Source organism: Achromobacter sp. SX5 (assembly GCF_056711425.1).
Genome location: NZ_CM160041.1, coordinates 3,569,779 through 3,587,414, shown reverse-complemented (window position 1 = coordinate 3,587,414; position 17,636 = coordinate 3,569,779). Strand labels below are relative to the sequence as shown.

General features: G+C 66.8%; 19 protein-coding genes and 1 tRNA gene. 17 read left to right on the top strand and 3 right to left on the bottom strand.

The window, feature by feature from the left end:
- Positions 1-138 precede the first annotated feature (138 nt).
- From rpmI to AC1M14_RS16870, 7 genes are all read left to right on the top strand, one after another.
- A complete protein-coding gene (gene rpmI, locus AC1M14_RS16900) occupies positions 139-336 on the top strand; it encodes a 50S ribosomal protein L35 (protein WP_102771638.1) in 198 nt (65 codons plus the stop codon).
- Positions 337-355: 19 nt separating this feature from the next.
- The gene (rplT, locus tag AC1M14_RS16895; RefSeq protein ID WP_006218741.1) at positions 356-715 is read left to right on the top strand and encodes a 50S ribosomal protein L20; all 360 of its coding nucleotides are present in this window, start codon (positions 356-358) and stop codon (positions 713-715) included.
- Positions 716-792: 77 nt separating this feature from the next.
- On the top strand, positions 793-1,815 hold the full coding sequence (pheS, locus tag AC1M14_RS16890; RefSeq protein WP_102771637.1) for a phenylalanine--tRNA ligase subunit alpha: 1,023 nt from the start codon (positions 793-795) through the stop codon (positions 1,813-1,815).
- A gap of 13 nt (positions 1,816-1,828) precedes the next feature.
- Positions 1,829-4,243 (top strand): phenylalanine--tRNA ligase subunit beta, encoded by a 2,415-nt coding sequence (pheT, locus tag AC1M14_RS16885; protein WP_479730088.1) that lies wholly within the window; start codon positions 1,829-1,831, stop codon positions 4,241-4,243.
- Between the two features lie 3 nt (positions 4,244-4,246).
- Complete coding sequence (locus AC1M14_RS16880) at positions 4,247-4,588, top strand: integration host factor subunit alpha (protein ID WP_102771635.1); 342 nt, start codon at positions 4,247-4,249, stop codon at positions 4,586-4,588.
- A gap of 57 nt (positions 4,589-4,645) precedes the next feature.
- Complete coding sequence (locus tag AC1M14_RS16875) at positions 4,646-5,074, top strand: MerR family transcriptional regulator (protein WP_479730087.1); 429 nt, start codon at positions 4,646-4,648, stop codon at positions 5,072-5,074.
- A gap of 180 nt (positions 5,075-5,254) precedes the next feature.
- A tRNA-Pro gene (locus AC1M14_RS16870) sits at positions 5,255-5,331 on the top strand.
- A 188-nt stretch (positions 5,332-5,519) separates the two neighbouring features.
- Here AC1M14_RS16870 and AC1M14_RS16865 read toward each other — a convergent pair.
- Entirely contained in the window at positions 5,520-6,704 is a 1,185-nt protein-coding gene (locus AC1M14_RS16865) for an MFS transporter (RefSeq protein WP_479730086.1), read from the bottom strand.
- A 255-nt stretch (positions 6,705-6,959) separates the two neighbouring features.
- On the opposite strand from AC1M14_RS16865, the gene AC1M14_RS16860 reads away from it, so the two are divergent.
- Positions 6,960-8,237, top strand: coding sequence for a rhomboid family intramembrane serine protease (locus AC1M14_RS16860; RefSeq protein WP_479730085.1), 1,278 nt, complete (start codon positions 6,960-6,962; stop codon positions 8,235-8,237).
- 4 nt (positions 8,238-8,241) lie between these two features.
- Here the strand turns inward: AC1M14_RS16860 and AC1M14_RS16855 are convergent, their stop codons facing one another.
- Entirely contained in the window at positions 8,242-8,883 is a 642-nt protein-coding gene (locus AC1M14_RS16855; protein ID WP_479730084.1) for a hypothetical protein, read from the bottom strand.
- A 237-nt stretch (positions 8,884-9,120) separates the two neighbouring features.
- Between AC1M14_RS16855 and AC1M14_RS16850 the strand changes: the two genes are divergently transcribed.
- The 8 genes from AC1M14_RS16850 to AC1M14_RS16815 all read left to right on the top strand — a co-directional run bounded on the left by AC1M14_RS16850 (position 9,121) and on the right by AC1M14_RS16815 (position 15,698).
- Entirely contained in the window at positions 9,121-9,885 is a 765-nt protein-coding gene (locus AC1M14_RS16850) for a FadR/GntR family transcriptional regulator (RefSeq protein WP_102771630.1), read from the top strand.
- A gap of 37 nt (positions 9,886-9,922) precedes the next feature.
- Positions 9,923-11,284 carry an aromatic ring-hydroxylating oxygenase subunit alpha gene (locus AC1M14_RS16845; RefSeq protein ID WP_111825485.1) on the top strand — a complete coding sequence of 454 codons (1,362 nt, stop codon included), beginning with the start codon at positions 9,923-9,925 and terminating at the stop codon, positions 11,282-11,284.
- Entirely contained in the window at positions 11,281-11,850 is a 570-nt protein-coding gene (locus tag AC1M14_RS16840; protein WP_102771628.1) for a 3-phenylpropionate/cinnamic acid dioxygenase subunit beta, read from the top strand. The genes AC1M14_RS16845 and AC1M14_RS16840 overlap by 4 nt, the downstream gene beginning before the upstream one ends.
- Positions 11,851-11,953: 103 nt before the next feature.
- Positions 11,954-12,946 (top strand): Bug family tripartite tricarboxylate transporter substrate binding protein, encoded by a 993-nt coding sequence (locus AC1M14_RS16835; RefSeq protein WP_479730083.1) that lies wholly within the window; start codon positions 11,954-11,956, stop codon positions 12,944-12,946.
- Between the two features lie 5 nt (positions 12,947-12,951).
- Entirely contained in the window at positions 12,952-14,136 is a 1,185-nt protein-coding gene (locus AC1M14_RS16830) for an FAD-dependent oxidoreductase (protein WP_479730082.1), read from the top strand.
- 12 nt (positions 14,137-14,148) lie between these two features.
- Entirely contained in the window at positions 14,149-14,475 is a 327-nt protein-coding gene (locus AC1M14_RS16825; protein ID WP_102771626.1) for a 2Fe-2S iron-sulfur cluster-binding protein, read from the top strand.
- Between the two features lie 19 nt (positions 14,476-14,494).
- Positions 14,495-14,704 carry a hypothetical protein gene (locus AC1M14_RS16820; protein ID WP_102771625.1) on the top strand — a complete coding sequence of 70 codons (210 nt, stop codon included), beginning with the start codon at positions 14,495-14,497 and terminating at the stop codon, positions 14,702-14,704.
- Positions 14,705-14,720: 16 nt separating this feature from the next.
- On the top strand, positions 14,721-15,698 hold the full coding sequence (locus tag AC1M14_RS16815; RefSeq protein WP_479730081.1) for a 2-hydroxyacid dehydrogenase: 978 nt from the start codon (positions 14,721-14,723) through the stop codon (positions 15,696-15,698).
- Positions 15,699-15,749: 51 nt separating this feature from the next.
- On the opposite strand, the gene AC1M14_RS16810 is transcribed toward AC1M14_RS16815, so the two are convergent.
- Positions 15,750-16,742, bottom strand: coding sequence for a Bug family tripartite tricarboxylate transporter substrate binding protein (locus tag AC1M14_RS16810; protein WP_246842404.1), 993 nt, complete (start codon positions 16,740-16,742; stop codon positions 15,750-15,752).
- Positions 16,743-17,179: 437 nt separating this feature from the next.
- On the opposite strand from AC1M14_RS16810, the gene AC1M14_RS16805 reads away from it, so the two are divergent.
- Entirely contained in the window at positions 17,180-17,614 is a 435-nt protein-coding gene (locus AC1M14_RS16805; RefSeq protein ID WP_479730080.1) for a GNAT family acetyltransferase, read from the top strand.
- Positions 17,615-17,636: the final 22 nt, after the last annotated feature.

The window sequence follows — 17,636 nt, the reverse complement described above, 5'->3', positions numbered from 1 at the left end:
CAGAAGTGGCAACAGGTACACCAAGTTTTGCCGTAGCGCAGCAGGGCTTGGCCGGTGGTTTAACGCCGGCCATACACGCGAGGCAAGCACCTGGCGTCATATAAATCAACAATGCGTGTTTTAGTTTAGGGAATCAACATGCCCAAGATGAAAACCAAGAAAAGCGCCTCCAAGCGCTTTAAGGTTCGCGGCAGCGGCTCCATCAAGCGTGGTCAGGCGTTCAAGCGTCACATCCTGACCAAGAAGACCACCAAGAACAAGCGCCAACTGCGCGGTTCGGCTGCGGTCCATGACTCCAACGTGGCCTCCGTCAAGGCCATGATGCCTTTCGCTTGATATATAACGGAGATCTACTATGCCTCGCGTCAAACGCGGCGTAACCGCCCGCGCCCGTCACAAGAAAGTCATTGCCGCCGCCAAGGGTTACCGTGGCCGCCGCGGTAATGTGTTCCGTATCGCCAAGCAAGCGGTCATGCGCGCTGGCCAATACGCCTACCGCGACCGCCGCAACAAGAAGCGCACGTTCCGCGCTCTGTGGATCACGCGTATCAACGCCGCCGTCCGCGAGCATGGCGTGAGCTACAGCGTGTTCATCGCCGGTCTGAAGAAGGCCTCGATCGAACTCGACCGCAAGGTCCTGGCCGATCTGGCCGTGCGCGACAAGGCCGGCTTCGCCGCCATCGTGCAGCAAGCCAAGGCTGCCTTGGCTGCCTGATCGCGCGCTTTAACTCATCGCGCATCGCTGCGAACGGGGCTGTAATGGCCCCGTTTGCGTTTTGAAGGCTGGATTTCATGACTCACACGGTTGACGACCTGGTCTCCCAGGCGCAAGAACGGTTCGCCGCGGCCACTGACGCCGCCGCGCTGGAAAACGCAAAGGCTCGGTTCCTGGGCAAGGAAGGCGCGCTGACGGTGCTGCTGAAAGCCCTGGGCAAGCTCGATCCCGAGCAGAAGCGCGAGATGGGCGCCAGGATCAATCAGGCCAAGCAAAAGGTCGAGGAACTCCTGAACGCGCGCCGCGCCGCGCTGGCGCAGGCCGAACTGGACGCCCGGCTGGCATCCGAAACCATTGACGTCACGCTGCCGGGACGCGGTCGCGCGCCGGGCGGCATCCATCCGGTCATCCGGACCTGGGAAAGAGTGGAAGAAATCTTCCGCTCCATCGGCTTCGACGTGGCCGACGGCCCCGAAGTCGAAAACGACTGGACCAATTTCACCGCGCTGAACAATCCGCTGGACCATCCGGCGCGGTCCATGCAGGACACGTTCTACGTCGACATGAACGACGCCGACGGCCTGCCGCTGCTGCTGCGCACGCACACCAGCCCCATGCAGGTGCGTTACGCCCGCATGAACAAGCCGCCCATCAAGGTCATCGCGCCGGGGCGCACCTATCGCGTCGACAGCGACGCCACGCACTCGCCCATGTTCCACCAGGTCGAAGGGCTCTGGATCGCCGAGGACATCTCGTTCGCCGACCTGAAGGGCGTGTACACCGATTTCCTGCGTTGTTTCTTCGAAAGCGACGATCTCGTCGTGCGTTTCCGCCCGTCGTTCTTCCCGTTCACGGAGCCGTCCGCCGAGATCGACATGATGTTCACCTCGGGTCCGAACCGCGGCCGCTGGCTGGAGATTTCCGGCTCGGGCCAGGTGCATCCGCAAGTGGTGCGCAACTTCGGCCTCGATCCCGAGCGCTACATCGGCTTCGCCTTCGGTTCCGGGCTCGAGCGCCTGACCATGTTGCGCTACGGCGTCAACGATCTGCGCCAGTTCTACGAAGGCGATTTGCGCTTCCTGCGCCAGTTCAACGAATAACCCACGGCTGATCATGCAATTTCCCGAATCCTGGCTGCGTACGCTGGTCAATCCCCCGATCGCAACCGACGAACTCGCGCACCGGCTCACGATGGCCGGCCTGGAAGTCGAAGACACCGTGCCCGCCGCGCCCGCGTTCTCGGGCGTGGTGGTGGCCCACATCGTCGAGATCGCTCCGCATCCCGACGCCGACAAGCTGCGCGTCTGCCAAGTGGACGACGGCTCCGGCGAGCGTCTGCAGATCGTCTGCGGCGCGCCCAACGCCGCGGCCGGCCTGAAGGTGCCGCTGGCCCGCGTGGGCGCGGAACTGCCCGGCGGCATGAAGATCGGCGTGGCCAAGATGCGCGGCGTGCAATCGTCGGGCATGCTGTGCTCGGCGCGCGAACTGGGCCTGTCGCAAGACCATGCCGGTCTGCTGGAACTGCCGGCCGACATGGTGGTCGGCCAGTCGATCCGCGAAGCGCTGGACCTGGACGACACGCTCTTCACCCTGAAGATGACGCCCAACCGCGCGGACTGCCTTTCCATCCTGGGCGTGGCGCGCGAAGTCGCCGCCCTGACGGGCGCGCCGCTGTCGGTGCCCACGGCCGCCGCCGTGCCCGTGACGCTGGACGAGCGCCTGCCGGTCAAGGTCGAGGCGCCCGATCTGTGCGGCCGTTTCGGCGGCCGCGTGATCCGCGGCGTCAACGCCCGCGCCGCGACCCCTGAGTGGATGAAGACGCGCCTGGAGCGCGCCGGCCAGCGTTCGCTGTCGGCCCTGGTCGACATCTCCAACTACGTCATGCTGGAACTGGGCCGCCCCTCGCACGTGTTCGATCTGGACAAGATCCAGGGCGACCTGTGCGTGCGTTGGGCCCGCGAAGGCGAGACCCTGGAACTGCTGAACGGCCAGACCGTGACCCTGGACCCCAAGGTCGGCGTGGTCGCGGCCGGCGACCAGGTCGAAAGCCTGGCCGGCATCATGGGCGGCGAAGCCACCTCGGTCACGCTGGATACGCAGAACATCTACCTGGAGGCCGCTTTCTGGTGGCCGCAGGCGCTGGCCGGACGCGCTCGCCGCTACAAGTTCAGCTCGGAGGCCAGCCACCGCGGCGAACGCGGCGTGGACTTCGCTACCATTCCCGAGCACATCGAATTCATCACGCGCCTGATCGTCGACATCTGCGGCGGCCAGGCCGGCCCGCTGGACGACCAGATCGTCAACCTGCCCAAGCGCCTGCCGGTGCGCATGCGCCTGGCGCGCTGCCACCGCGTGCTGGGCGTGCCGGTCACGCAGGCCGAGGTCGCCAAGATTTTCGCCAGCCTGGGCCTGGAGTACACGGTCGAGGGCGACGACTTCGTCGTGACGCCGCCGTCCTACCGCTTCGACCTGGAACTGGAAGAAGACCTGATCGAGGAAGTCGCCCGCATCTACGGCTTCGAGAACATTCCCGCCGTGCCGCCGATGGCGCGCGCCAAGATGTTCTCGCAGCCCGAGATCCGCCGCGGCAACCATGCGCTGCGCCGCCTGGCCGCCGCGCAGGACTACCAGGAAGTCGTGAACTACAGCTTCGTCGAAGCCGACTGGGAACGCGACTACGCCGGCAATGACAGCCCGGTGCGCCTGGTCAACCCCATCGCCAGCCATCTGTCGGTCATGCGCTCCAGCCTGATCGGCGGCCTGGTGGCCAACATCCGCCACAACGCCAACCGCAAGCAGTCGCGCGTGCGCGTGTTCGAACTGGGCCGCGTGTTCCTGCGCGACGCCTCGGTGCAGGACGGCCCGCTGGAAGTGGCCGGCGTGCGCCAGCCGCTGAAGCTGGCGGGCGCCGCCTGGGGCCCGGCGGTGGAAGAGCAGTGGGGCGCGGCCACGCGCCAGGTCGATTTCTTCGACGTGAAGATGGACGTGCAGGCGCTGTTCGGCGCGCGCGGCCAACGCCTGCGCTTCGAAGCTGCCGTCCATCCGGCGCTGCATCCGGGCCGCAGCGCCCGCATCGAACTCGACGGCCGCGAAGTCGGCTGGATCGGCGAACTGCATCCGCGCTGGGCGCAGCAGGCCGACCTGACGCACGCGCCCGTGGTCTTCGAACTCGACGTCGCCGCCCTGTCCGAAGGCGAACTGCCGCAGGTCCGCGAACTGTCGCGCCAGCCCGTAGTCATGCGCGACCTGGCGCTGTGGGTCGACGCCCAGGTGTCGGTCCAGTCCATGCTGGACACCGTCGCGGCCGCCGTCAAGGCGGACCCGCAGCTCGCGGTGGTGCAGGACGTGCGCCTGTTCGACGTGTGGCGCGAGAAGCCGCAGGGCGGCGAACCCGTCACCGAGAAAAGCCTTGCTTTCCGGTTCTGGCTACAGGACACTGAAGTCACGCTGGACGAAGCCCGGGTGGCCGACTGCCTGGCGCGCATCAAGGACGCCTTGGTGGCCGCGCACGGCGCGCGCCAGCGTTGAACCATGGGGAACAGTATGCTTGCCGAGCCACGCACCCTGACCAAGGCCGAGCTGGCCGAACTGCTTTTCGAGCGGGTCGGCCTGAACAAGCGCGAAGCCAAGGACATCGTCGATACTTTCTTCGAGGAAATCCGCGACGCCCTGGCGCGCGGAGACTCCGTGAAGCTCTCGGGCTTCGGTAATTTCCAGGTGCGCGACAAACCGCCGCGCCCGGGCCGCAATCCCAAGACGGGCGAGACCATTCCCATCGCCGCGCGGCGCGTGGTGACCTTCCATGCGAGCCAGAAACTCAAGAGCGTGGTGGAGCAGGCGACGCCTGCTGCATCCGACGACACCGCGGAGTGATACGCTTTGTCGGTAATTGTTATCGGCACTCGACGTATCGCGGCATAAAATCCTCTTATGACACGTACAGAATCCACCGTTACCTTACCGCCCATTCCCGCCAAGCGTTACTTCACCATCGGTGAAGTCAGCGACCTGTGTGGCGTCAAGCCCCATGTCCTGCGGTACTGGGAACAGGAATTCACGCAGCTCAAGCCGGTGAAACGGCGCGGCAACCGCCGCTACTACCAGCATCATGAAGTGCTGCTGATTCGCCGCATCCGTTCCCTGCTGTACGAGCAGGGCTTCACCATCAGCGGCGCGCGCAACCGCCTGGGCGATGCGCGCGACGTGCCGCACGACCAGGACGCCGCCGTGCGCCTGTCGGGCGCCGAGATGCAGGCCCTGCGCAACGAGCTGGGCAACGTCTCGACCATGCTGGCCGAAGCCCTGGGCACTTCGGCTGGCGCCGGCACAAGCAACAACGGCGCCGCGTCGGCAGCCTGAATCCGGACATGATGGCGGCGCATCGCGCCGCCATCCGCAGTACCTCGCGCCCCGTGCGCAGCCGTAGGCAGGCAGTAATGCAATCGGCGCACTCGGGGCGCAAATTTTTTTGAGTATTCAGCACTTTTTTTGCACGAATGCGTGCAAACATTTTTTAGGTCTGCTATACTCTTTTTCTTTCGGGGCGTAGCGCAGCCTGGTAGCGCACTTGCATGGGGTGCAAGGGGTCGCGAGTTCGAATCCCGCCGTCCCGACCAGCAGTTCCAAGGCCGTTAGTGAGATACTCACTAACGGCCTTTCTCATTGTGGGCCGGTCTGAGAGCAAACAGACGATTGAAGCAGCTTTGGGTCGCGCGTATTGACGCAAATGCGTGACGCAAATGCGTGAGGCAAATGCGTGAGGCAAATGCGTGAGGCAAATGCATGAGGCAAATGCGCTTGGCGATTATCGCTTTCCCGCCTTGAACGCATCCCACACCGTCAACCACACCCCCAGCACCACCCCGCCCATCAACACCCCAGCAGCCAGACACCCGTTGCCATTCGCAAGCAGCGCGGACGCCGGCGGTACGAAGACCAGTATGGAAACGTTGTTCAGCGTTTCCGCCGCGGCCAGCACCGCGCCTTTGTCGTGGTGCGCGCGATGGGCGAGCACGGTGGTCGATAGCGGGGCGCCGGCGCCCAGGGCAACGCCCCAGGCGGCCAGGCAGACGAGGGCGGCGGGCAGCGGCAGGGCAAGAAAATGGAAGGCGCCGATGGCGGTGGCCAGCAGTGCGGTGGTGCAGACCAGCGCGCGTTCTTCGCTTGCGGCCAGGCGCCGCAGCCAGCCGGCCGAGAGATTGCCGATGCCCAGGCCGATGCCGAATGCCGCCGCGCTCAGGCCCACGCCGGCGACGTCGAGTCGATAGCGCTGGCGCAGGACCTCGCCCGACAGCAGGAAAGCGCCTACGGCGGTGCCGTTCCACAGGCCTTTGGCGAGCATGGGGCGCACGATGGGCCAGCGGCGCAGCCATTGCAGGCCTTGCGCTCTGGCGGCCCCAACGGGTGCGCGGGTTTTCGGGATGGCGACGCGTCCGATCGCGAACGCGGCCAGGCATCCGGCGGCGGCCAGGATGAAGGGAGCGCGCCAGCCCAGCCAGCTGGTGAGCAGGCCGGCGATCGCGGGGCCGCTTGCGATGCCCAGCGTCATGCCGAGCATGACGGCGCCCATGGCGGATGCGTGGCGGGCGCGCGGCACGGCGTCGGCGATCAGCGCGAAGGCATTGGGAATGATGACGGCCGAGGCCAGTCCGCCGAAGATGCGCAGCGCCACGGCGGCTTCGAAGCTGGGCGCGAAGGCGATGCCCAGGCCGTCGACGGAGAACGAGAGCAGGGCGATCAGCAACAGGCGGCGGCGGTCGACGCGGTCGGACAGGTGGCCGAGGATGGGGGCGGCGATGGCGTAGGCGAGCGCGTAGCTCGATATCAGCCACGTGGTCTGGGCGGTGCCGGTGCCAAAGGCGGCGCCGAGCGGGTTCAGCATGGCCGCAAGCATGAACTCGCTTGCGCCGACGAAGAACACCGAGAGGGAAAGCACGGACAGCAGCGCGCGCTGTCCGCCCTTGCGGGCAACAGTTTTGGAATCAGGCATGGTCGATCTCGCGGAAGCGCGAAATGGATGGAGGAAAACGGAAGGGGAGTTCGTCGCGTGGGGAAGGCCGCGAGGGCTTGCGACGTTGGGCGGCGCGCTGACAGCGCAGAGGCCGGGAGAGTCGGGCCGGCCGTTCGACCGGACCTGCGTGTGCATGATACGCGGTTTTGCGGGGTGGTTCCAGGCGCCGGCCGCGAACGCGGCGCGGCTTGGTTAAGATAGCGCTCGTCTCATCGATCCGTCCGGTCCGTACGCATGCCGCTAATCAAAAAACTGTTTGCCTGCAAGATCACGTTTCTGTTGATCCTCTCCAATCTCGCGGTCTACCTCGTAGCCGGATACCTGGATACACGGGCTTTCGAGAGCCTGAGCCAGGGGTCTTTCCTGATCGATTGGGGCGCGAACGTGCCGGCGCTGACCATGTCGGGCGAGTACTGGCGCCTGTTTACCAGCATGTTCCTGCATGTCGGTTTTCTGCATCTGGCGGTCAATATGCTGGCGCTGTGGTCGCTGGGGACCATACTGGAGGCGCGCATGCGTTCCCCGGTGTTCCTGGGGGTGTATCTGCTGTCGGGTTTGTGCGGCAGCCTGGTGACGGCGCTGTGGCACCGCGAGGACTTTTTCGTGAGCTGCGGCGCGTCGGGCGCGATCCTGGGGATTTTCGGGGCGGCGCTCGTCTATGGACTGCATGACCGGCGCATGGGGCGTGCGCACGTGCCGCCGGCCAATCTGCTGTTCAGTCTGGCGCTGACTTTCGGCGCGGGGTTTGTGTTCAACGTCGATAATGCGGCGCACGCGGGCGGACTGGTGGCCGGGGCGCTGCTGGCGGTCGTTGCGCTTTTCGGCGAACGGCTGCGGCCGGCGGCGCAGGCCGCCGTGCTGGCGGCCGCTGCCGTGATCGGCGCGGTGGCGTTGGCCGCGGTGGCGTACAGCCAGTACGATCGCGGCATGCAGGAACAGATCGCGGCCGCGCGCTTCCAGGACACGCTGGGCAAGATGGGCCTGCTGGGCATCGGGCGGGCGGCGGGCAATGTACTGTTGCTTGACGATTGCATCGCCGAGGCGCTGTCGGCGGCCTCGCGCGACGGCGCGCCCGCGCCGGACCTGCGCGGTTGCGCGGACCCGGGCGACAGGGAGCAGGCCTTGTTGGCGAGGTTCATGCCGCAGTGGTATCGGACGTGCCAGGTCCAGGCCGCCGGGCTGCGCGGGCTGTACCCCGACGCCGGCGCGCAGGAGGCGTTGGCGACGGTGGACCGTTACTGCGGGCTTCAGACGCGGATCTATGCGTCGATCTTCCAGCAGGCGCCGGCCGATTTCGACGTTAAAGAAGCGATGCAGACCCGGCTGGTGTTGCGGGTGCTGCTGGACGAAGGCGCGGGGTTCCTGCTGGATCAGGGCAGGAACTTCGGGGCGGACCCGGAAAAGCTGCGCGCGCAGGCGAATGCGCTGCGCGACATACTGGAGGCGCCGGGCGAGCTGGCGACCGCCGTCGTCGATGAGTCCGGGTGCCCGTACTGGAGTTGCGCGCGCTAGCCTGCTAGAGCCACACGGTGGTCACGAGCACGGCGCAACCCGCGGTGGCGGTGGCCGCCATGATGATGCCGAGCCGGCTTCCAAGCTTGCGGTCCTTGCGGCCGACGTTGGGGTTGGCGTCGTTGGCCGATCGCAGTTCTTCCCAGGTCGAGGCGCTGCCGGCCTGGCGGCTGCGCGACTCGGCCGTGGCGCGGGTGCGGCTGCGGGCCTTGCGCACCAGCCGCAGCGCCGGGTAGGCCAGGATGGCGCCCGCCAGGAACAGCGCCAGGGCGCCGACCGCGCCGGCGGTATAGGCGGGGTCGCCGGGCGCCGCCAGCAGGATGGCCGCGGCCAGCAGGCCGATGAAGTTCAGGCCGGCCAGCGCCTTGAGCGCCTGCACGCCCCAGACGCCGGTGGCTTCTTCCGAGAAGTCGCCGACGGATTGCCAATAGGCGGCGTCCTTGGACGCGGCCTGGAAAAAGAATTCGAGATCGCGCTGCAAGGCCTCGCCGTATCGGTCGGCGGGCGGGGTGTCGCGGTGCCATTGGATGGCGAAGTTGCGGCTGCGATCGGCATCCGCGTGGTGCCTGGCCGCCCAGGCGTTCGCCAGGCGGAGAGCGGTGTCGATCGTCAGTTCACCCAGGTGCGCGTCAGCAGCGTCTTTCATCGTTGTCATCCCCATATATGGGACATTCTACCGGGCCTGAGGAGGACGGCAGGGGGCGTCGCATCAAGCCGCCGATGAAGTAATGAGCCTGTGCGCGGCGGCATCCGCGCTTTCCCTAGTATGCGGTGGAATTTTTATACGATTATCATATTTTCAACGCCGTCGCCCCGCGACCGGCGCACACAGCCGAGGCAACGCGGGCTGGCACTATGAACGTTTTCGGATGGAAACTTCTTTATGCCTACTTCAGCTTCTCGTTCACTGTTGAAAAGGGATTCGGTCGCGCCCGTCGCATCGGAACCCAATCTGACCGACCGCGTCACCGAAATGCTGCTGGAAGAGATTACCAGCGGCGACTACCAGATCGGCGAAGTGCTGCCGCCGGAGCAGATCATCGCCACCCGCATGGGCGTTTCCCGCACCGTGCTGCGTGAAGCGGTTTCGCGCCTGAAGGGCGACGGCATCGTGCAAAGCAAGCAGGGCCGCGGGCTGACCGTGATGCAGACGGCGCGGCCCTCGGTGCTGCGGATGCAGGCCGCCGATATCGGTGACGCCGAACAGGTGCTGCGCATCGTCGAATTGCGCCGCGGCTTCGAGATCGAGGCTGCGCAGCTTGCCGCGCAACGGCGCAGCGAGGAAGACCTGGCCGCCATGCGCCGGGCCCTGCACATGATGGCCGATGCGATCGCCACCGGCGACGTGGCGGCCGGCGTGGACGCCGATATGGAGTTTCACCGCTGCGTGGCGCGTGCGACCCGCAATGAACACTACCTGAATTTCTTCGATTTCCTGGCGGTGCTGCTCAAGAAGAACCTGCGCGTCTCGCGCTCGCGCTCGGCCAAGGTGGCCGGGCGTGGGGCGCAGGCGCAAAAGGAGCACGAGGCCTTGTTCGCCGCCATCGAAAAAGGCGATGTGGAGCTGGCGCGGCGGCAGGCGCGCAGCCATGTCGACAACACGGAAGCGCGACTGCGCACGGCGGCGGCCACGGCGGAAAAGCCGTAGCCCTCCGCCAGCGGGCAATCTTCAAGGGGAAGTGGCGATGGGGCAGAAAACGATAGACGAACTGGTGCGCGCCGATGAAGGACTGATCAGCCGCTCCATCTTTGTCGACGACGAGATATTCCAGCGGGAACTGCGGCAGGTTTTCGCGCGGGCCTGGCTGTTCGTGGGCCACGAGAGCCTGGTGCCGAATCCGGACGATTATTTCGTCTCGCGGATGGGCACCGAATCGGTGATCCTGACGCGCGACCGGCAGGGCCAGATCCAGGTCATGCTCAACAGCTGTGCGCACCGTGGCATGAAGCTGTGCCGCTACGACCACGGCAATAACCGGACCTTCACCTGTCCGTATCACGGCTGGAGCTTTTCCACCGATGGCAAGCTGGTGGAGCGGCCCGGCGAACTGGTCGGCGTGCCGGGGCACGCCACGCACTACAAGGGCGAGCTGGACAAGAAGCAGTGGGGCCTGAAGACGGTGGCGCAGGTGGTCAACTACAAGGGCGCCGTATGGGCGACCTGGGACCCGGACGCGCCGCCGTTCCTGGACTACCTGGGCAATATGCGGCTGTACCTGGACGCGGCGCTGGATCATCGCGACGGCAGCCCGGGCGGCTCCGAGGTCATCGGAGGCGTGCAGAAATGGCGGGTCAAGTGCAACTGGAAATTCGCGCCCGAGAATTTCATCGGCGATCTCTACCACGATATCAGCCATCGCTCCGTGGACATCGTCGGCATTGGGCCTGGCGGCGGCAGGGGCCGGCGCGATCCCTCGGTGACGCGGTCGGCGATCTGTTTTCCGGAACTCGGGCACGGGCTGCTGGGCCGGCTGCCATTCTACGAGGAAGGGCCTTACGCGCCGCAATATGCGCGCTATCCGGAAGTGGAGGCCTATTACCGCGAAGTGCATGAACGCCGCGTGCGCACGCTGGGCTCGGCGATGCGCGTGCAGACCAGCGTGGGCACGATTTTTCCGAACATGTCGTTCCACGGCCGCCAGCCGCGCACCCTGGCGGTGTTCCATCCGATCAGTCCCACCGAAATGGAAATGTGGCGCATGTACCTGGTGGACAAGGATGCGCCCGAAGCGGTCAAGGAGGCCGCCCGCCATTACTTCCTGCGCTATTCCGGCCCCGGGGGCATGACCGAGTCGGACGATATGGAGAACTGGACCGGCGCCACCGAGGCCAGCATGGGCGCCATGTCGCGCGAACTCTATTTCAACTACCAGATGGGCGTGGGCCACGCCGAGCCCGTGCCGGAGATTCCCGGGTGCGCGGTCAACGGCGAGTACACCGAGGAAAACGCGCGCATCTATTACCGCCGCTGGGCGCAATTCATGAACGGCTGGTCCTGGGACCAGCTGATGGCGGGCGCCGCGCGCGCCAAGGAGCAGGCGGCATGAACGCGCCCACCGACAAGACGCCCGAGGCGGCGCTGGATTGCAGCATCGACGATATGCAGATCTGGTGGCAGGTGCAGCGCTTCATGCACCATGAGGCCGATCTGCTCGACCACCGCGAGTTCGACGCCTGGCTGGAGCTGCTGGACGAGGACATCGCTTACCGCATGCCGCTGACGCGCAATGTGCGCCGCGACGCCCTGGCGCAGGAGTATTCGGGTGCGCGCGACGCCGCCTGGTTCGACGAGGGCATCGATACGCTGCGCCAGCGGGTCGCCCAGATCAGGACCGGCATTCATTGGGCCGAGGAGCCGGCCTCGCGCGTCTCGCACCTGGTGACCAATATCCGCGTGCTGGGCGTGACGCAGGATGCGGAAGGCGGCGAGCGCGTGCGGGTGCGCTCGCGCTTTCTGATCTACCAGAACCGCCTGCAGGCGGAGGTCAGCCTGTTCGTCGGCAAGCGCGAAGACGTGCTGCGCCGGCGCGACGGTCGCTGGAAGCTGCTCTCGCGCGAGATCCACCTGGACCAGAACGTTCTGTTATCCAAGGCGCTCACGATCTTTTTCTAGCGCCGCTTCGCGGTGCCGGCCCGACTGCCGGCGTTCGATGGTTTTCCTTCCGATCAGGGCCTGTCCGCTGAGGGCGCGGCACGCCCCTACCTGGAGTCGCAGCATGCATAGACGCACTGTATTGAAAGCCTTGGCCGCCGCGGCCGCGATGGGCGCGGCCGGCGCGCCGCGGGCGGGCGCGGCGGCCTTTCCTTCCAGGCCGATTCGCCTGATCGTGCCGTATCCGCCGGGCGGCGTGACGGATGTGGCCGGACGGCTGGCCGGCGAGATCCTGAGCAGGAAGTTCGGGCAGCCGGTGGTGGTCGAGAACCGTCCCGGCGCCAACGGCATGATAGGCAGCCAGCAGGTGGCGTCGGCGGCGCCCGATGGCTATACGCTGCTGCTCAACGGATTGGGCGGCATGGTCCTGCCGATGGCCACGGTCACGGGGCTGCCGCTGGACACGGCGCGCGCGTTCACGCCGATCGGGCAGATGGCGGAGTTCGTCAATGTGCTGATCGTGCGCGCCGATTCGCCGATCCGCAGCGTCGCCGACCTGCTCGCGGCGGCCCGGGCGCGGGGCGAGGAAGCGCTCAAGTACGGGTCGAACGGCGTGGGAACGTCGGTGCACATGACCACGGCGTTCTTCGCACAGCGCGCGGGCATCGACCTGCTGCACGTGCCGTACAAGGGCAGCCGCGAGATGCTCATCGACGTGGTCAACGGCAACCTGGACTTCAGCTTCAGCAATCTGCCGCCCGTGATGGGCCTGATCCGCAAGGGCTCCATCCGGCCGATCGCGGTCACCAGCGGCTATCGCAGCAAGCAGTTGCCGGACGTGCCCACCATGGCCGAGCAGGGCATGGCGGATTTCGACGTGACCAGTTGGCTGGGCCTGTACGGCCCGGCCGGCATGCCGGCCGACGTGGTGCAGGCGCTGAGCGCCGCCTTGGAGCAGGGCATGGGCCAGGCCGCCTCGCGCGAGACGCTGAGCGCCGCCGGCTTCGAGCCCAAGCCTTCGTCGGCGGCCGCCTTCGCCGAGCTCAATCGCGCGGAGCTGGTCCGCTGGAAGCAGGTCGCGACGCGCGCCAATGTATCCCTGAAGTTCGGAGCCTGAGTCGTATGGAAGATCTTCCCCGCTTGCGCCACGTGCATACGGCCATCGTCGGCGCGGGACACGCCGGCGTCGAATGCGCCTGGGCGCTGCGCGCGGCCGGCATCGAGGGCGACCTGGCGCTGTTCGGCGCCGAAGGGCACGCGCCCTACGAGCGCCCGCCGCTGTCCAAGGCCCTCTTGACCGGCTCGACCAGCGAGGAGCGCATCGCCTTGCGCGCCGGCGAGGCCTACGAAAAGTCGCGCGTGGCATTCGTGGCGGGCGATCCGGTGGAGCGCCTGGACACCGCCGCCCGCGTCCTGCTCACGCGTTCCGGTCGCCGCGTGAGCTACGAGCATTGCGTGCTCGCGACCGGTGCGCGGGCCCGGGACATCGCAGGCGTGGCGGGCGCAGGCGTGCATGCGGTGCGCGGGCTGGACGATGCGCGCCGCCTGCGCGCAGCGTTGCGCCCGGGCAGCCGACTGCTGGTGCTGGGCGCGGGATACCTGGGCCTGGAAGCGGCGTGCTCGGCGCGCAAGCTGGGCGCCGAGGTGGCGGTGCTGGAGCAGGGCGGCCAGGTCATGGGCGGCAAGGTGTCCGAGCCGACCGCGGCGCGCATCGGCGCCATCCACCGCGACGCCGGCATTGCGATACGGCACGGCGTGGCGGTGCAGCGCTGGGAGCGCACGGCGGCGGGCTGGCGCGCACACCTGGTCGACGGGTCCGTGGAGGAAGCGGAGCTGGTGCTGGTGTCCGTCGGCGCGGTCGCGGAGACGGGGGTGGCCGAAGCGTCGGGGCTGGACTGCCTGGACGGCGTGGTGGTGGATGAATGCTGCCGGACCTCCGCGCCCGGCGTATATGCGATAGGGGATTGCGCCAGCGCTTTCCGCAGTGAATTGCAGCGCCATGCGCGCATAGAAAGCGTGCAGAACGCGCTGGCCCAGGCGCGCATCGCCGCCGCCGCCATCGCCGGCAAAAGCGCCCCCGCGCCGCGTCCGCCGACCTTCTGGTCCGAGCAGCACGGGCGCCGGCTGCAGATGGCGGGACTGGTGAACCCGGTGCAGCCCTGCCGCGACGTGCTTTTGCCCACGGCCAAGGGTTGGCTGGTGGAGCGTTATCAGGGAGGCCGGCTGGCGGCGATAGAAGCCGTGGACAGCCCGGTCGAGTTCATCAAGGGCGTGCCGCGCATCGGCACGCTGGAATCAGCCTCGTGAAAAGGTGGTCATATGTCTTCTGCAGTTTTTGAATTGCCGGATGGCGCCGAACTGGTGCTGGACGTTCCCGATGACTGGTCGCTGATGGAGGCCGCCAGGCGCGACGGCCTGGAAGGCATCGTCGCAGAGTGCGGCGGGGGCGCCATCTGCGGCACCTGCCACGTGCAGGTCGATCCGGCCTGGTTCGACCGGCTCGAACCGCCGGGCATGGCCGAGGAGGCGCTGCTGGAGGTGGTGCCCGAGCGCTGCGCGACCAGCCGGCTGTCCTGTCAGGTGATCATGAGGCCCGAGCTGGATGGCATCCGCCTGCGCGTGCCCGCGACGCAGCTCGCGCTGTAGCCCGCCGGGAGCCGCCGCCATGGCCGACAACAAATCCATCAACCTGGTCGATCTGCGGCCCGGCGTGCGCGTGCGCATGGCCGACGGCGCCGTCGCCGAAATCGTGGAGAACCCGCAGGACGGGTTCTGGCTGATCGTCCGCTACCTCAGTCATCCCGGGGATCCCTCCCTGGCCGACGCCGGAGAGCAGCAAGTGTTCGCCACCGACGTCGAATCGATCGAACCCTGAACCCTATGGAGCCGCAATGAGCCAAAAACCGAAAATCATCGTATCCGCGCCGGTGCCCGCCGATCTGCGCGAGCGTGTGGCCGCCGCCTGTGAAATCATCGACGTGCCCGTGGGGCAGAACCCCGCGCAAGCCGTGCCCGAGGCGCAGCGCGCCGAAGTCGCTGGCATGGTCTGCACGGTGCGCACCCGCGTGGACCAGGCGTTGCTCGACGCTTTTCCCGCGCTAGCCGTCAGTTCCAATTTCGCCGTGGGATTCGACAACGTCGATCTGGACGCGGCCAACCGCCGCCAGGTGCTCATCTGCAATACGCCCGGCGTGCTGGACGGCGCGGTCGCGGACGTGACCATCGGCCTGATGCTGTGCCTGGCCCGCAACCTGGTGGCCGGCGACGCGTTCGTGCGCAGCGGCGCCTGGACCAAGGGCGCGTTTCCGCTCACCACGGACATACGCGGCAAGACGCTGGGCCTGCTCGGCATGGGCCGTATCGGCAAGGTGGTGGCGCGCACGGCGCAGGCTTTCGACATGAAGGTGATCTATCACAACCGGCGCGAGGATCCGTCGGTGCAAGGCCTGGCCGCCTACGTCGGGCGCGACGAGCTGTTCAAGTCCTCGGACGTGCTGAGCATCCACATCCCGCTGTCGGCCGAGACGCGCCATTCCGTGGGCAAGCGTGAATTCGAGCTGATGAAGCCTACGGCTTATGTCATCAATACGGCGCGCGGCCCGGTGCTGGACGAGGCGGCGCTGGTCCAGGCGCTGCGCAGCGGCACGATCGCCGGCGCCGGCCTGGACGTGATGGAGCAGGAGCCGCTGCCGCCGTCCAGCCCCTTGTGCGAGCTGCCCAACGTGGTGTTGCAGGCGCACGTGGGCAGCGCCACCCACGAGACGCGGCGCGCCATGATCGACCTGGCGGTGGCCAACCTGCTGGACACGCTGGCCGGGCGCAAGCCGCAGGCCATGGTCAACCCGCAGGTGTGGGAAGCCCGCGGCTGAACTGCGCGGCGCGAAGCGGGACGCCCATCGGGCGTCCCGGCTTTCCAGGGGCTATTTGCCGCCGTAGGCGACCACGATGCCGGCCTTCTGGGCCACTTCGCTCCAGCGCTTGAACTCCGAGGCCGAGAAGGCCTGGAACTGCGCCGCGTCGCGCAGCTTGGGCTCGAACCCCGCGCCGATGATGCGCGACTGGAATTCAGGCGTGGCCAGGCCCGTGACGATGGCGTCCGACAGCTGCGCGATGATGGCCGGATCCACTTTGGCGGGCGCGTACATGCCCAGCCAACTGGTCACGTCGAAGTCCGTCATGCCTTGCTGCTGCATGGTGGGCACGTCGGGCAATTGCCGCGCGCGATAGGCGCTGGTGACGGCCAGGGCCTTCAGGCGCCTGCCTTCCACCATGGCCAGCGTGGGCGGAAGGTTCATGAAACAGATGTCGAGATCGCCGTTGGCCGTGCCCACCAGTGCATCGGCGGCGCCCTTGTAGGGCACATGGTCGAATTTCAATCCGGTGCGCATGGCGAAGAGTTCCGCCGTCATTTGCGACGAGCTGCCGACGCCGTTGCTGCCGTAGAGCGGCTTGCGCTTGCTGGCGCGCAGGTATTCGATGAGTTCCGGCACCGAGTTGGCCGGGTGGTCGGTGCGCACCACCAGCGCATTGACGAATTCCGCGACCTGGGCGATGGGCAACAGGGCGGTGGGAATGTCCAGCGGCAGCCCGCGCAATGTCGCCGGCGGCAGCACATTGTGTCCCAGGCCTCCCGTCGTCAGCGTGTAGCCGTCCGGCCTGGCCGCCGCGGCGGCCTGCATGCCGATCACGCCGCCTGCGCCGGCGCGGTTTTCGATGACCACGCTTTGCCCGTACCTGGCGTAGAGCAGGTCGCCGACCAGCCTTCCGGCCAGGTCGGTCGCGCTTCCGGGGGTGGAAGAGACAATGATCTTGATCGTTCGCGACGGGTAGGGCCCGTCTTGAGACCAGCTTCTGCCTGCCAGGGCCAGGCCGGCCGCGCTACCCATCAGTTTCAACGCACTGCGACGCTTCATGACGACTTCCCCTTGGGTTGGTTTTGCTAGACCACGTGCTGCTCCGGTTTCTGGTTGCGACTTTGTACGATAAACATATTTATGGAAAAGGTACGTGTAGCGTCCGGACGTGGAAATTGCGGCTAACCCTAGGATGCGGAAGCGACTGTTGCGGCTCCAATTTCGCTGAGCGGCCTGTTGGCGGCGGTCGTCTCCTTCGGTATGCTTGCGTTCATGCAAACACCCGATTGCGCGCCGCTGTCCGGCGCTTCCTGCCGACGAGTCACTCGACGCCTGCGTTGAGTGGCTGGTCGGATCCGGACGCTGAGTCTTCAGCGTCTTTCCCCGAAAGCCACGATATTCCTCGTGGCTTTTTCGTTCTTGTTCCGCTGTTTCCGCTATCGAGGCGTATCGCAAGGCTTTCGTTTCCCTCTTTTCCCTTATGGAAGGAACGAAGCATGAACTATCCAGACCTCGCCATCCGGCCTTACCACGCGCGCGACGAGGCCGCCGTCATCCAGCTGTGGCGCGACTGCGGGCTGACGCGTCCGTGGAACGATCCGCGCAAGGACATCGCCCGCAAGCTGACGGTGCAGCCGGAGCTGTTTCTGGTGGGCGAGGCCGATGGCGCGATCGTCGCGGCGCTGATGGGCGGCTATGACGGGCACCGCGCATGGATCAATTACCTGGCGGTGTCGCCGGCGCACCAGCGCCGCGGCCATGCGACGGCGCTGATGCTTGCGGTGGAGCGCAAGCTGCTGGAGATGGGCTGTCCGAAGATCAATCTGCTGATACGGTCGGGCAATCTGGCGGTGCAGGGTTTCTATGAAACCCTGGGGTTCCGTCAGGACGAGGTCATCAGCATGGGCAAGCGCCTGATCCCGGACCTTTGAGGTCCGCGGCCCGGCGCGGGCC